This window comes from Dactylosporangium sp. NPDC050588 (assembly GCF_040654975.1).
In the GTDB taxonomy this organism is placed as follows: domain Bacteria; phylum Actinomycetota; class Actinomycetes; order Mycobacteriales; family Micromonosporaceae; genus Dactylosporangium; species Dactylosporangium maewongense.
In genome coordinates, this window is the sequence record NZ_JBFAJA010000093.1 from 1 (window position 1) to 14,611 (window position 14,611).

Genomic DNA, 14,611 nt, shown 5'->3' on the forward strand with positions numbered 1-14,611 from the left:
CTCTGCCGCCAACGTTAAAACCCGGCCCGAAACAACGCGGGCCCCCCCCCCCCGGGGGGGGGGGGGGCGCGACTGCGGGAGAGGAGGTTACCGCTTGACCCGTTTCCGCACGCTCTTGCTGGTGCTCCGCCACGCGTTGGTCGCAGCCTTCATGGCCCGCTGACGCGGGGTCTGCTTCCGGCGGCTCCGCATGACCGTGACCACCGCGACGACCACGGTGGCGACCCCGGCCGCGGCGGCGGTCACCAGTGGAACGGGCCGACGGCGTGCCACGTCCTTGCCCTGCTCGGCCAGTTCGGCCGCGCGCTGCTTGGTCTTGGCGGACATCGTGTCGACCGTGTTGCCAAGGTCGTCGCGAGTATCGATGGCAGTGTTGGTTGCCGGGCCACCGATCTTGCTCCCGTTCGCATGTGTGACGCTCATCGCTGCCCCTTTCTCTCTCTGAGAGCAGGTTGCCCATCCACCGCGGTGCTCAATCACCGCAATGTCGTGACGATCGGCGCATGGTCGGACGTCACTGCCGTGCCGACGCTGACCTCGGCGCAGGTCAGCCCTCGGACGAGGACGTGGTCGATCTCCTTCACGGGCTTGTCGGCGGGGAACGTGCGCACCGGCCGGAACGCCGCGAACCCGTCCGCGTAGCCGGCGTCGGCGAACGCGCGCATCGCCGCGTCACCGGGCTCGATGTTGAGGTCACCGGCGATGAACGTCGGCCGGTCGCCGCCGAACCGGGTCGCGAACGCGGCGATCTCGCCGACCTGGACGAGGGGTTCGGCGTCCGGCGGCGGCTGGATGTGCGTCGACACGACCGCGATCTCCCGGCCGCCGAACCGCACGACGACGCCGAGGGCCTGGGCGCCCGTCGGCGCGCCGACCGCCGACAGCCGCACCGTCTCGGCGGCGGCGACCGGCAGGTTCGTCAGCACCGCGTCGCCCCAGACGGCGTCGGCGGCCGGGGCGAACCAGTACCGCATCCCCAGCCGTGTCGCGAGGGCCCGCAGGTCGTCGTGGCCGCCGTTGAGCACCCACGCCCGGTCCACCTCGGACAGGACCACGACGTCGGGGTCCGACGCGGCGATCGCGCGGGCCGTCGCCGCCGGCCGGAAGGTGCCGTCGAGCCCGAAGCCCATGCGGATGTTGTACGCCACCAGCCGCAGCCCCCGATCCGCGCCGGCCGTATCGACCCGCTCGACGGGCGGGGTCGTGGTGGCCCCGAGCAGCGGCACGAGCAGGCACACCGCGACGGCCGTGAGACCCGCCCGCCACCGCACGCCGGTCGCGGGCGCGCCGGTGCCGGAGCGCAGCAGGATCCAGGCGGGGGCGAGCGCGACCGCGACCGGCACCCACTGGTTGGGGTAGCCGAGGTCGTAGGCGGCGTAGTAGGCGACGGCGGCGACCGCGAACACGAGCATCCCGGCGAGGGCGGCGTACCCGGACCGCGCGCCCCGGCCGGGGTCGGGCTCGGGTGGCGTGTCGGCGGCCGCGGCGCGGAACGCCCAGCCGAGCGCGCCGCAGCCGAGCAGCAGGGCGACGAACAGGCCGCCCGGGCCGTGTGACAAGCCGAAGACGACCGCCGCCGCGACGATCGTCAGCGCGGCCGCGACCCGCTCGAAGCGGCCCCTGAGCGGGCCGGTCGCCCCGGCGAGGAAACCCACCACGGCCAGGCCGAGCAGCAGCTCCGGCACCGCGGGCGGGGGTGTGGTGGCGACCGGGTCGAAGCGGTAGGACAGGGCGACGGTCGCGATCGCCGGTGACAGCGCGAACATGCCGGCGAGGAGCATCGCCGGCCCCACGAGGAACCAGGCGGCGGCGGACGTCCTACCGGGTGCCGTGCGCCGCTGGTACCAGATGAACACCAGGCACTCGGCGGCGACGAGCGGCGCGGCCCACCACCGTGACTGCCACGTCAGGTCGACGGTGCGCAACGCCGCGTGCTGCAGCGCGGCGGCGGCGAGCCCGACCGGGACGCCGACGGCCGCCGGTCCGCCCCGCACGGCGGTCGCCGCGAGCCACGACAGCCCGGCGAGCAGGCCGATCGAGGCGACGTACAGCTGCGCCTGTCCACCGTGGACGAACAGCAGCGCGAACCGGGCGGCGGCGAGCCCGGCGCCCCCGGCGAGCGCGACCTTCGCCGCGTGCCTCCCGGCGCCCCACCGGGCGGTGAAGGGCACCACCGCGAACGGGACCAGGAACCACAGCAGCGCGAACGCGCCCATGAGCTCGGCCGGTGTCGAGGCGGCCTGCCCGAAGATCGTGATGATCGACGGGAGCCAGACCCGGAGCAGGTCGGCCAGGAGCAGGGTCCCCGCCGCGGTGCTCACGAGCGGGGCGGGGACGCGGGGGTCAGTCCTCGCGAACGACAACCTGGACGGCGGCGTCATCGTCGAGACGATAGCCGACGCCGCGCACGGTGGCGATGATCCGTGCGGCCTCACCGAGCTTGACCCGCAGGCGCCGCACGTGGACGTCGACGGTGCGCTCGGTGCCGACCATGTCGTAGCCCCAGACCTGGCGCAGCAGCTGCGCCCGGCTGAACACGCGACGCGGGTGCTCGCACAGGAACAGGAACAGGTCGTATTCGCGGCGGGTCAGCGGCACGGGCGCGCCGTCGCGCAGGACGAGCCGGGACCCGGTGCACAGGAAGAGCGACGGGGCGTCGGGTGCGGCCGCGCCGATCCGCTTGACCTTCGCGGCGTCGACGCCGCCGACGACGGTGTCGGGGGTCTCGACCAGCCGCAGGTTGCGGCCGGTGTGCTGGGACGGCCCGTGCTGCAGGGTGTGCGCCGGCGCGGCGGCGCGCTGCAACGGGGGCTGGGGCTGCTGGGTGCGCTGGATCTGCTGCTTGGCCTGGCTGGCGGCGAGCGCCTCGAGGTCGCTGATCAGGCGGGACGCCTCCGGTGGGAGCTCGTCACCGCCGTTGAGGGTGATGTGCACGGTGATGGTGACCACCGAGGGCGCCACCTCTGGCGCACCGACGACCGAAATGGCCATTTTCAATTCCTCTCGAAAAGCCTTTGCAATGACGCCGAATCAACGAACCGTCACTCGACAAAGGCCGTCGAAATGGTGTGCACGTCGCGAGACCCACGCCGGGTCAAGGTGTACCTCAAGGCACATGGGACCGACCTTACCAGCATCGTCACCCATAGCGACAGAGCTGTAACCTGCCGCACAGAATTGATCGATGACAATTCGTCTGATGTTTTCGGCCGACATTCACCGGCCATTCACGACACGTCTACGAGTCCAGCCTGGTCACCGCACGGCGATGGGTCAATCTCTTCCCGCATGTTGAGACTACCCGGTCGTCGGCGATCACCGGAACCATGCCGAGGTGCGCACATGTTGACGACAAATCCTATCCACTAGATAGAATCTCGTCGTCCACCATATGGGATCGAGGCGCGCAACTCGCCAGGGCTGACAATACCCGCACCGAGCTCGCGCACCCGTTCGCGGAGCTCCCGGTCGGCGGTGACCACCACGACCGGCCGATGACCGACATTGTCGGCGACGAGCGCGACGATGTGGTCGTCACCGGACCGCGGCGCGTCTTCCACGTGCACGCCCGCGACCGGCGGCACGCCGCGGGCGGCGCCCTCCACCACCAGGGTCACCGCGCCGAGCAGCGGCGGGGGCAGCGCGGCGGCGTCCCTCGCGGCCAGAGCGTCCCGGAGCCGGGTGGCCGCCCCACGCCGGTCCCGCCACCAGCCGTCGGGCACGGATCCGACGACGTTGGCGCCGTCGACCACGATCAGCGGCTCGTCCCGCCCGCCGTCCACGTCCTCCACCCGCCCGCCATGCACGTTCGCCGGCCGCTCGTCACGCTCGTTCGCCGGCCGCTCGCCATCCATGTGAGCAGTCTTACCCAGTCCTCGCGGGGAACGCCTCAGCCGCACCCGCACCGCGCCGATGTCGAGCACCGGAGGCGCCATGGAACAGATCCGCGAGACGGCCGGTGTCACCCTGCGCGCCATCCTGCGGTACGTGCGCGCCAGGGGCGGCGACACCGCGGTCACGCACGTGCTCAACCTCGCCGGCGAACACGAGCCGCCCGAGGCGTACGACGACGCCCGCCGCTGGTGGTCCTACGAGACGAAGATCAACGTCTTCGCGGCGGCCGCGCAGGCCCTCGGCGACGAGTCCGTCGGGCTACGCGTGGGGCAGAGCATCCTGTCGTACTCCGTCAACACCCCGCTACGGCTCGGCCTGCTGCTGCTCGGCGGCCCCACCCAGCTCATCCGGCTCATCGCGACCACCAGCGCCAAGTTCAACGCCGCCGCCGACATGTCCACGCTCTCCACCGGGCACGGCACGGCCAGCGTCCAGTACCGGCTGCGCAACGGCTACCAGCCCAGCCGCTACGACTGCGACTACACCCGCGGGCTGCTCACCCAGCTGCCGGCGCTCTTCGGCCTGCCCGCCGCCACCGTCACCCACGACGTGTGCCAGGTCCGCGGCGCCGAGGCATGCGTCTACACCGTCCGCTGGCGGCAGCGCCGGCTGTTCTCCTGGCTGTGGCGGGGCCGCCACCGCGACGACGCCGCCGACGACATCCTCGCCGGCAGGATGGAGCTGCTGCAGCGCACGGTCGCCGAGCTGGTCGCCGCCGAGCAGCCGGAGCGGGCCCTCGCGCTCGTCGCCGACCGCGCCGGCTACGCGGTGAACGCCCAGGCGTTCCTGCTGGTCGCCTCCCCCGCGCCGGACCAGCCGCGGCAGGTGCACGGCTACGGGCTCACCGACGCCGAGATCGCCGTGCTCACCGACGCGCCGCCGACCAGCTTCGCCGGCACGATCGTCGCCGACATCGCCTCACCCAACCGCTACTACGGCTACCTCGTCGCGTACTGCGAGGACTTCTTCGACGCCGAGCGCCGCATGCTCGACGCCTACGCGAACCTCGCGGCCGTCGCCCTCGACGCGCTGTCGGCGCTGGAGACGGCGGCCGAGCGGCAGCGGACCGCGGAGAGCCTCCTGTCGCTCGCCCGCCAGCTCACCCTGGCCCGGACCTCGACCGAGGTCGCCGAGTTCACCGCCGACGCCGTCAAGTCCGTCATGGGTGCCGACTCCGCCACGGTACTGCTGCACCAGCGCGGCAAGCTCCGCATGGTCGCCAACGCGGGCGCCGGCGACGGCCGGCTCCGCAAGGCGCGCAACCTCACCGTGTCCCCGCAGGACACCGCCCTCTTCGACCGCTTCCGCGACGGCACCGGCCAGCCCCGCGTCTACGACAGCACCAGCGACGAGCCGTTCATCCGCGCGATGCTCGACACCTTCGGCCACGACATGATGATCATCGTGGACATCGCGCTGCCGGACCACCCGTACGGCATCCTCGTCGCCGCCTACGACACCCCGCAGGGCACCGCCCGGGCCCGCGAGATCACCAACCGGATGGCCGGCGTCGCCGACCAGGCCGCCACGGTCCTGCGCACCTGCGAGCTGCTCGACGAGACCTGGCGCCTGGCCCACGTCGACGCCCTCACCGGCCTGGCGAACCGCCGCGCGTTCATGTCCGCGCTCGACGCCGCCCTCAGCGCCGGCGAGGGCGCCGTGCTCTTCATCGACCTCGACGGCTTCAAGTCCGTCAACGACAACCTCGGCCACGCCGCCGGCGACGAGCTGCTCACCGCCGTCGCCGGCCGCCTCGGCGCCTGCGTCCGCACCGGCGACCTGGTGGCCCGCCTCGGCGGCGACGAGTTCGTCGTGCTCACCCACGGCACGCTGGGCGCCTCCGGCGTACCGGACCTGGCGGAGCGGATCCGGGCCGCCTTCACCGAACCGATCGCCGTGCGCGGCTCCTCGCCGGTCACCGCCCGCGCCAGCGTCGGCGGCACCCGCTTCCACCTCGCCGAGGAACCCCAGCACGTCCTGCACCGCGCCGACACCGCCATGTACGAAGCAAAACGCCTGCTCACCACCGTCTACATCTGACCCCCGACGTCGTCAGTGGCTGGCCTGCAGGTGGGCGAGCATGGCCTGGTTTGCCTCCCAGCCGTCGGGGAAGCGGACAGGGACGTTCAGGTGGACGGGCTCGGCGGACGGGTGGGTGTCGAGGAGCTCGGCGATGCCGGCCCGGGCGACGACGACGCAGGCGTGGCGGTGGCGGGAGGCGAGCACGCACAGGCGGCCGGCCTCCAGGTGGAAGGCGCTCGCGTCGCGGCGGCCGGAGAGGGGGTGCAGGATGACGGTGACGTCGTACTCGCGGCCCTGGAGGCGGTTCGCGGTGTCGACCGTGACGTCGGTGGCGGCGGTGCCGGCCAGGGCCTGGCGGATCGCGGCGACCTGGTCGCGGTGGGCGGCGCCGACGGCGATCCGGTCGACGGTGACGGGGCGGCCGTCCGGGGCGTGCTCGGAGTAGGCGACGGGGCCGCGCTGCAGCAGCCGGTTCACCAGCGCGGCGATCGCGGCGACCGCCTCCCGGTCGGTGCGCACCGTGTGCCGGGCCGGGAGTTCGTGCAGCGCCCAGCCGGTCCGGCGGGCGGTCTCCAGGGTCGCATCGAGACCGTGGTCGCCCCCGAGGGCACGGGCGGCGAACTCCAGGCGGCGGTCCAGCGGTTTCGTGCCCGCCTCGAACGGCGTGAACGGGTAGAACGCCGAGGACACCACCGACGCGGCCGACGGCGGGAGGCGCCACGACACGGGCAGGCGGTGGACGGGCAGGTCGGGGTTGTGCCGCAGCAGGACCGCGACCGCGCTCTGCATCGGGTCCCAGGACAGGCCCGCCCAGCGTTCCACGGCGACGACGGAGAAGGGGTCCAGCTGGCCGGGGTCGCCGACGAAGAGCGCGCGGGAGAAGCGGCCGGCGACGCGTAACAGCATGTCGGAGCGCATCTGGTACGCCTCGTCGACGATCGCCCGCTCCCAGCTGCCGTCGGTGACGGTGGCCCACTTCGCGGCGGTGCCGATGGTGACGGCGCTGGCGTTCATGTCGCTGACGGCGCCGCTGACGGTGACGGTGCCGTGCCTGATGACGCGCTGGGCGGGGACGTAGGTCGACGCGGACAGCCGGCCGATGGCGAGGGTCGGCGCGGCGGTGGCGAGCCGGTCGATGAGGTCGTCGACCTGCTCGTTGGTCTGGGCGACCACCATCAGCCGTTCGCCGGATTCCGCCAATGTACGAGCGGCGCGCACCACCAGCGTCGACTTCCCGGCACCGGGCGGGGAGTCGACCACGACGCCACGCCCGGCGGCCGAGCCGAAGTCGTCGAGGATCCGGGCGATCACGTCGGTCACGACGAGCACCTCACAACACGCACGACCAGATTCACGACCAGTCCTCCACGGCGTCGTTCTCGCTGGGGCCGTACTCGACCGCCGGTGGCGGGCCGCCGTGCGTCCACGGGGTGTCGTCGCGGCTCGGGAAGCGGCCCGGCGGCTGGTACGCGTCGGTGACCGGCCCGTACGTGACGCGCTCCCCCACCGCCGGCACCGACCCCGGCGCCGGCTGCTTCGTGGAGCGGCCCATGCCCTTCGACAGCTCCAGGGTGACGTCCACGCTGGACACCTCCACGACCATCGCCTGCTGGGCGAGGCGCGCCGGGGAGACCAGCAGCGCGCCCGGTTCGAGCCGCACCGGGTCGTCCGTCTGGACGGTGATGTGCGGGCGCAGCGCCGCCTTCTTGCCCGACGTGTCGACCCGGTTCGGTGACGCAGCGACGACGGTACCGGTGAAGGCCTCCCCGGACAGCCGGAACTCGGCCATGACGAGCGGGTCGTCGAGGGCCCGCTGCGCGTCGAACCGGGCCTGCTCGCGTTCGAGCCGGTCGAGGCGGCCGGCAGCGGCGACCGCGCTGTCCCGCCGGGGCTGCGGCAGCGCGGTCCCGTCGGCGAGGCCCATGTGGTACATGGTGAAGACGTCGCGGTCCATGGCCCAGCGGGTCTCGACGGACGCGCCGGCGGGCCGGCCCCGCAGGAGCCGGACGGCCTGCCAGGTGAGGTCCCACGTGGGCTGCATCTGGTCGGCGACGGCCGCGGTCAGCGCCGCGAGGGCCCGCTCCCGGGCGAAGTCGTCGCCGTCGGACCGGGCGACGGCGGCGAGCGCCGGCGCGAGGATCTCGTTGTCGAACGTCGGGTCAGTGCTCGGCCCGGCCGGCGGTGAGCGCAGCGGGTCCTCGGCGAGCGCGGCTGCGGCGGCGCCGTCCAGGCCGCCGGGCGGGTCGATCCAGCCGAGGAGGGCGGCGAGGTTGGCGTCCTCCAGGCCGCTCTGCCCGGTCGCCCAGTGGTTGCCGAGGACCTCGGTCATGGCCAGGAGCATCGACGAGCCGGGGTGGTCGGCGCGTTCCCGCAGGAACGTCAGCCACTGCCCGAGGATCGGCACGGTCCGGTGCACGGGGTACGGCCCGAACGGCCGGCGGAACCTGGTCGAGCGGCCCAGCAGGCGCACGAACTCGATCCCGCCCCGGTTGGGGACGATGACCTGCGGGGCCTCGGCGTACCGCAGCTTCGTGCCGGACGCGGCCGAGTCGACGCTGCGCGCGCAGCCGTCCACGTAGGACAGCACGACGCGGGCGAGTTCGGCGACGAAGTCGAAGCGCTGGGTGCGGTCGCGGGGGTTGGCGACGACGAGCACCCGCGGCTCGGCCGGGTCGGTGCCGACGATCGCGGCGAGGGGCGCGGCCGCCTCGCCGGCGAGGCTGAGCGGCACGAGGACGAGGGGGTTCGCGGCGATGTGCGTGTGCCGGACCGTGGTCAGCGGCTGCGCCTTGCCGGACTCGACCGCCTCCGCCCTGGCGAGGGCCGTAAGGATGCTCACGTCGCCGGCTCACACAGCTCGCGCGGCTCGGGAAGGTCGCCCACGGCGCCGGCGCCGTGAGCAACGGCGCGCTGCAACATGGTTCGCTCGCAAGGCTCGCTCACGGGGGTCAGCCGATGCCGTCGAGGCACTCGGTGCGCAGCTTGTGCGCGAAGCGCAGCAGGCCGGCGATCTCCTCCTGGCCGGCGCCCGGCGTCAGCGTCCCGCGGGCCAGGCCGAGGACCGTGCCGATGCTCTCCACCCCGCCGAGGTCGTCGCGGACCGAGCGGCCCAGCGCGGACGTCGACCCGGCCGCCTCGTCGCGGCAGAAGAACGCCATCTCGCACGTGCCGAGGCAGTCGGGGCTGTACCGGGCGTCGATCGTGCTGACGGCCTTGCGCAGCTCGTCGGCGGGGCGGGTGGCCTGCTGCTCGCTGTCGTAAGCGAGGTCGAAGGTGAGCCCGGCCGGCAGCGCGTCGAGGATCGCCTCCAGGCGGGTCAGCCGGGACAGCTGGCGCCGCAGCACGGTCAGCTGCTTGCGCACGTCGACGAGGGTGGCGGTCGGCCGGTTCGCGAAGTTCTCCGGGCAGACGAGGACGACGTTGTGCGACACCGTGTCCTCCGGGTGGCCGAGCTCGGCGAGCAGCTCGCGCATGGCCATCACGTACACCGCGGACTGGGTCGCCGCGGCGGCGGTCTTCCCCGGGTCGGCCTGGCCGTCGATGACCGCGAACGACTTGATCTCGACCACGTGGAACTTCCCGCCGGCCCGGAACGCGATGAGGTCCGGCTCGAGGTACGCGTAGTAGCCGGCGATCTCCAGCCGCAGCATCGGGTGGTCGAACAGCGTCCCGGCGTCGTCGCGGTCGGCGGCGGCCCGCGCGAGCAGCGCCTTCGTCCGCGCATACCGGACCTCGCGGCTGGCGTTGCCGCCGACGTTGGACAGGTCGTCGTAGGCGACCTCGGGGATCGCCAGGCCGAGCCGCTCGCGGAGCAGCTGCAGCAGCTCGGCGGCGCCGTCGGCCTTCACCTGCGCCTCGAACGCGTTGCCGCGGGCGATCGCGAACCTGGACTGGCCGAAGCCGGCGGGGAAGCCGAGCTGCCCGGCGACGGCGCCCTTGTTGACCCCGGCGGCGTCCATCAGTCCACGGCGGCCGCACCCCGGGTTGCTGGTGAGCGCCGCGATGGTCCGCGCGTTGTGGTTGCGCGGCGCCACCGTGCCACGGATGCGGTCCAACCGGTCGACCAGTGGGTCCATGAGCGGTCTTCTTTCGGGGAAGCAGTTCGCGGTTTCATGCTTTGCTCGCGGTACGACGGAGACGCTGCAACCGGGCGCCGAACAGCGCCTCGGATCCGTCCAGGCGTTCCTGTGCTCTGATTGCCGCCGCGGCGCGGTCCGCGGTGTCGGCGTCCAGGTGCACGTCCAGCTCCGCCTGGGCCAGTTCGGCGACCGACCCAGGGGTGATCCCGGCGCCACCCGCGCCGGGGATGCTGGCGGCGAACCGCCACAGCAGCCGTCGGGCGTCGTGGGCGTCCTCGGGCAGCTGCGCCACCCGCTGGGCGACCTTGATCGCGCCGATGAGGAAGTCGACGCGGGCGCTGAGCGGCCCGACCACCCGGGTTTCGAGGGGCCAGGTGGACAGCGCGAGGAGCCCGCGCGCCGGTGACAGCAGGTCCGCGGTCAGCGCCGGGCAGAGGTAGTACGGCCGGCCGAACGGCTGGACGCGGAACGAGCGTTCCTCGTCGCGCCGCAGGCTGGTGAGGCGCGCCGCGACGAGTTCGCCCGGGAAGAAGGCGTCGTGGACGGCGATGATGAGCTTCGGCGCCGCCGGCACCGTGAGCAGGGTCAGCGCGTGATGCACCTGTTCCCGGATCGACAGCATCGGCTTGTGCACCGGCTGCGGCGCCGGCCTGGCCTGGTCCTCCAGGTCGGCGAGGGCGTCGTCCCAGGCGTGCTCCGCCTGGCGCAGCTCGGCCCGCAGGGCACGGGCCTGCATCCGGTCACCGGTGGTGGCGGCCCTTCGCAGCTCGCCACGCAACCGGTCGATCCGCCGCTCGAGCATCTCGATGGTGATCGGTTCGGACACGAACGGCACGGTAGCTGGTTCCAGCAAGTTCCAGCAAAGACCAGTGTCGGCGTGTCGCCTTGCAATTTCTGGTTCGTCCGGTTCGCCACCCGGCGGATGGCCTACGCGGGTACCGGTTGCCGCTGGTCCTCCAGCCGGCCGGCCGGGGCCCGGCTGGGCAGCGGGATGAGCTTCGGTTTGCGCCTGGCGGCGAGGTCCTCGACCCAGCCGAGCCCCAGGACCACGAGCGTGACCAGGGCGAACACGAGCACGATCTGGAGCAGCCCGCCGTACGGGCCGAGCAGCGACACGCCGGCGGCGACCGCCGCGAGCCGGACGGCGGTGATGACCGCCTCGTGCCACAGGTAGATGGTCAGCGCCCGCCGGTTGATCGCCTCGACGGCCGGCTCGGCGGCGCCCAGGCTCAGCGCGGCCGGCGCGGCGTTCAGCATCACCAGCAGGAACGCGGTCGACCACAGCACGTCGGCGACCGGGAGGTCGTTCATGTCGTACCCGCGCGGGCCGGGGTTGGTGTAGAGCATGAACAGGCCGATGCCGCCCATGACCAGGCACGCCGGCCAGAGGATCTTCTTCGAGATCCGCTGGAGGGTGCCGTCGTGGTGGGCGAACCCGAGCATCCACATCGGCGCGTACATGAAGAAGTCGCGGACCATGCCGCCGCTGCCGTGCCCGGTCTCCCACAGCGCGACCAGGACGCCGAACGGTGCGAGCACCGCCGGGATGGGCGCCTTGCGGTACAGCCACAGCAGTACCGGCGACGCGATGATGAACCAGAGGTAGGACCGGACGTACCAGATCTGGCTGAACCAGACGCCGCCCTTCTCCGACGTGGGCGGATCGTCGAGGGGCACGAACCACAGCACCAGGCGCCACGTGTGTTCGAGCCCGCCCATGAACGACATGAGGACGACTGCGAACGCGCCGAGCACCCAGAACGGCACGACGATGCGGCGCATGCGGCGACCGATCGCCTTCAGCCCGAAGCCTTCGGATCGGTCGAGGGAGGCGGCCATGAGGGAGCCGCCGAGCGCGAACATCAGGCCCATGGCCGGGAACGCGACGGTCAGCCACGCGAAGCCGAGTGTGTGATAGGTCACCACCCGGACGATCGCGACGGCTCGCAGGAGGTCTACGTACCGGTTCCGCATCCCCTACAGGTTGCCCTGACGGTCTTAGCGGCAACCTTGGTTCAGCTCAAAATTGGCTGTGTTTATTCTCAAAGATCCTAGGGAGGACAACCCGTAACTCTTCCGGCAATCGACGCTGTTCACCCGGATATCACCCGTTTACCCCTTCTCGACGGCCTTTTCGGTCGCCTGTACGGCCGCCCGCTCGATCGCCGCGACCAGCGAACCGAAGTCGAACCCGCCCTCGTGCGGGACGCCGTTGACGAAGAACGCCGGCGTCCGGGTCACCCCCGCGGCGCGCCCGGCGGCCAGGTCGGCGTCGACGCGTTCGTAGTGCACACGGGTGCCGCCGGTGCCGGGGAGGCCGAACTGCTCCGCGTACCGGGACAGGTCGGGGTCCTCGAGGCTGTTCTGGTGCGACAGGAGCAGCGCGTGCATGCCCCAGAACGACCCGGCGTCGGCGGCCGCCTCCGCGAGCAGCGCCGCCGGCATCGCCCGCGGGTGCTGGTCGACCAGCGGGAAGTGCCGGAACACGAAGCGCAGCCGCTCGGCGAAGTGCAGCTGGAGGCGCTCCACGACGCCGAACGCCCGGCCCGTGGACGGGCACTGGTAGTCCCCGTACTCGAGCAGGGTGAGCGGTGCGTCGGCCGGGCCCTGCGCGTGGTCGTTGTCCATCCGACGCACCTGCCCACCGCGGCATGCTCTAGTCGACCCGATCCGCTCCCAACCCGGGCGCCGCGCCCGCTTCACACCGCCCGCTCACATCTCCCGCGCCGCGCCCGCCACGCCTGGACTTCTCCGGGCGGGCCGTCCGGGTGGCTACTGCTTGGGCAGGCGGAGGGCGATGGTGGGGGCGTCGGCCATGACCGAGTTGGGGGCGCCGCCCTTGGCGACGGAGGCCGGCGGGCGGTCGGCGCGGCCGACGGTGACCTCCGGGTACAGCTCGACCTCGTCCCACTCCCCCATCGCCTTGGGCTCGCCGCGGTGGAGGTCGACCTCGCGGGGCGGGACCGAGGAGCCGGTGCGGGCGAGCAGGCCGGCGCCGTTGGTGCTGACGTCGGTGACGAGGACCATGCCGTCGCGGAGCTCCAGGCGGACGTGGTTACGGCTGACCCGGCGGGTGGACTCGTCGGTGAGCCAGTTGCCGATGGTGATGCCGCCGGGCTCGTCGGGGGCGCGGCCGACGACGACGGGGCGGGCGGAGGTGAGGGGGAAGCGGGCGCGGACGGCGCCGTCGATACGGACCGCCATGGTCATGGTGACGGGGCGGGGACCCGCGTCGATGAGGCGCTCGCCGTGGCGCGGGCAGACGGGGGCGCCGCTCGGCAGGGCCGGAGGTGGCTGGCCGGCGCCGGCCGCGGGCTGGCGGCCGAAGGTCGGGCAGTCGGTGGCGCCGCAGCGCCAGTACCGGCTGAGCACGGGATGCGGCCGCGGCGACGACCCCGTGGACGGGGCGAGGGTGAGCTCCATCCCGCCGGACGCGCCGGTGGTGAGGTACACCGGGCCGGGGTGGCCGGGCAGCGGCGTGCGGCTGATCAGCGGCAGGCCGGTCAGCGCGGCGACCTCCCGCGCTCTGGCGGCCGGCCGGGCGCCCGGCGGCAGCATCTCGATCAGCCCGTCGTCGGACCAGCGGCGCAGGACCATGCGCTCGTTGGACGTGAAGTCGGTGTCGGACATGGCGCCGCGTTCGGCCACGGCGTACAGGCCGACGCCGCCGTCGCCGAGCTGCCGGCTCAGGGCGTCGACGAACAAGCCGAGGCGCAGCAGGGCGGCCGGCCGGCCGCCGTCGAGGTCGACGCTGCGGGCAGCCTCCACCAGGTCGATGACCCCGCCGGCTGCGAGGGGGTCGACGCTCAGTCTCCGCTCGATCGCGTCGAGCGCGCGGCTGGTTTCGAATCGCACCCGGTTATCATGCCGCAAAGCCGCCGTCGACCACGTCTGCGGCCGACGGCGGGCTTCACGCCGCGCTCGTCGGCTGGGGAAGTGCACCGAGCGCGGGGCGCGCGACCGGAGGGGGGCCACCCGGTCGCGGCATACATCAGCTTCACTGCATGTAACGGTACGGGCACGGGATCGCCCCTGATACGGGTGAATGCCTGAATGAACGAACTGTCAGCCGCCGCAGGCGGCCGCGACCGCCGGCAGCTCGTGCGCGGGGATGCCGTCGCGCTGCCACACCGCGAGGGGGTGGTCGTGGTTGCGGATCTCGACGAGGGGCCGCAGGCCGGGCGGGCGGGTGTGGACCCGCACCCGCAGCCGGAGCGTCTCGGGGTGGCCGGGGATGCGGTTGGCGAGCTGGCCGAAGAACGGCGGCTCGGCGGCTCGGTCGGGGTCCTCCCACTGCTCGACGGCGCGGGCGAAGCCGGCCGGGCTGAGGCTGACCCAGACGCTGTACGTGAGCGCGCCCGGCTCCGATGGGGAGCTGCCGCCGCGGACCGGGACCTCGATCAGGGCCCGGAGGAAGAAGTGCTGTTCATCGAGGTCGGGCAGCTCCACGAAGCAGAGCTCCTCCTCCAGGAACGACGCTCCCCCGACGCCCGGGACGCCCCAGGTGTCGGGGGCGGAGAACGACCACATGCTCGGCACGTCGCCGAGCTCCGTGCCGCAGCACGTACAGGTGACGGTCACCGGCAGATTCAACCACTCCGCGCGGCGATCTCCCG

13 protein-coding genes are annotated in these 14,611 nt (G+C 73.0%); 1 reads left to right on the forward strand and 12 read right to left on the reverse strand.

Translation table 11 applies throughout. The annotated features are described in order from the left end of the window. Positions 1-87 precede the first annotated feature (87 nt). The 4 genes from AB0I21_RS46380 to AB0I21_RS46395 form a co-directional block, all read right to left on the reverse strand. Positions 88-423: a hypothetical protein gene (locus tag AB0I21_RS46380; protein WP_360570685.1), complete on the reverse strand. Its 336-nt coding sequence runs from the start codon at positions 421-423 to the stop codon at positions 88-90. Between the two features lie 53 nt (positions 424-476). Beyond that, positions 477-2,381: an endonuclease/exonuclease/phosphatase family protein gene (locus AB0I21_RS46385; RefSeq protein ID WP_360570687.1), complete on the reverse strand. Its 1,905-nt coding sequence runs from the start codon at positions 2,379-2,381 to the stop codon at positions 477-479. Next, positions 2,344-2,991 carry a winged helix-turn-helix domain-containing protein gene (locus tag AB0I21_RS46390; protein WP_360570689.1) on the reverse strand — a complete coding sequence of 216 codons (648 nt, stop codon included), beginning with the start codon at positions 2,989-2,991 and terminating at the stop codon, positions 2,344-2,346. The genes AB0I21_RS46385 and AB0I21_RS46390 overlap by 38 nt, the downstream gene beginning before the upstream one ends. A gap of 374 nt (positions 2,992-3,365) precedes the next feature. Beyond that, entirely contained in the window at positions 3,366-3,782 is a 417-nt protein-coding gene (locus tag AB0I21_RS46395) for a hypothetical protein (RefSeq protein ID WP_360570754.1), read from the reverse strand. A gap of 151 nt (positions 3,783-3,933) precedes the next feature. Between AB0I21_RS46395 and AB0I21_RS46400 the strand changes: the two genes are divergently transcribed. After that, a complete protein-coding gene (locus tag AB0I21_RS46400) occupies positions 3,934-5,934 on the forward strand; it encodes a GGDEF domain-containing protein (RefSeq protein WP_360570691.1) in 2,001 nt (666 codons plus the stop codon). Between the two features lie 12 nt (positions 5,935-5,946). Here the strand turns inward: AB0I21_RS46400 and AB0I21_RS46405 are convergent, their stop codons facing one another. From AB0I21_RS46405 to AB0I21_RS46440, 8 genes are all read right to left on the reverse strand, one after another. Beyond that, positions 5,947-7,236: an AAA domain-containing protein gene (locus AB0I21_RS46405; protein WP_360570693.1), complete on the reverse strand. Its 1,290-nt coding sequence runs from the start codon at positions 7,234-7,236 to the stop codon at positions 5,947-5,949. Between the two features lie 31 nt (positions 7,237-7,267). Beyond that, positions 7,268-8,755, reverse strand: a complete 1,488-nt coding sequence (locus AB0I21_RS46410; RefSeq protein WP_360570695.1) for a hypothetical protein — start codon at positions 8,753-8,755, stop codon at positions 7,268-7,270. 109 nt (positions 8,756-8,864) lie between these two features. Beyond that, positions 8,865-9,992 carry a hypothetical protein gene (locus tag AB0I21_RS46415; protein ID WP_360570697.1) on the reverse strand — a complete coding sequence of 376 codons (1,128 nt, stop codon included), beginning with the start codon at positions 9,990-9,992 and terminating at the stop codon, positions 8,865-8,867. 34 nt (positions 9,993-10,026) lie between these two features. Further along, the gene (locus AB0I21_RS46420; protein ID WP_360570698.1) at positions 10,027-10,821 is read right to left on the reverse strand and encodes a hypothetical protein; all 795 of its coding nucleotides are present in this window, start codon (positions 10,819-10,821) and stop codon (positions 10,027-10,029) included. A gap of 101 nt (positions 10,822-10,922) precedes the next feature. Beyond that, positions 10,923-11,969, reverse strand: coding sequence for an acyltransferase (locus tag AB0I21_RS46425; RefSeq protein WP_360570700.1), 1,047 nt, complete (start codon positions 11,967-11,969; stop codon positions 10,923-10,925). Positions 11,970-12,107: 138 nt separating this feature from the next. Continuing rightward, positions 12,108-12,623, reverse strand: a complete 516-nt coding sequence (locus AB0I21_RS46430) for a thioredoxin domain-containing protein (protein WP_360570702.1) — start codon at positions 12,621-12,623, stop codon at positions 12,108-12,110. Between the two features lie 144 nt (positions 12,624-12,767). Then, positions 12,768-13,850 (reverse strand): FHA domain-containing protein, encoded by a 1,083-nt coding sequence (locus AB0I21_RS46435; protein WP_360570704.1) that lies wholly within the window; start codon positions 13,848-13,850, stop codon positions 12,768-12,770. A gap of 210 nt (positions 13,851-14,060) precedes the next feature. Continuing rightward, complete coding sequence (locus tag AB0I21_RS46440) at positions 14,061-14,576, reverse strand: DUF2199 domain-containing protein (protein WP_360570706.1); 516 nt, start codon at positions 14,574-14,576, stop codon at positions 14,061-14,063. Positions 14,577-14,611 lie beyond the last annotated feature (35 nt).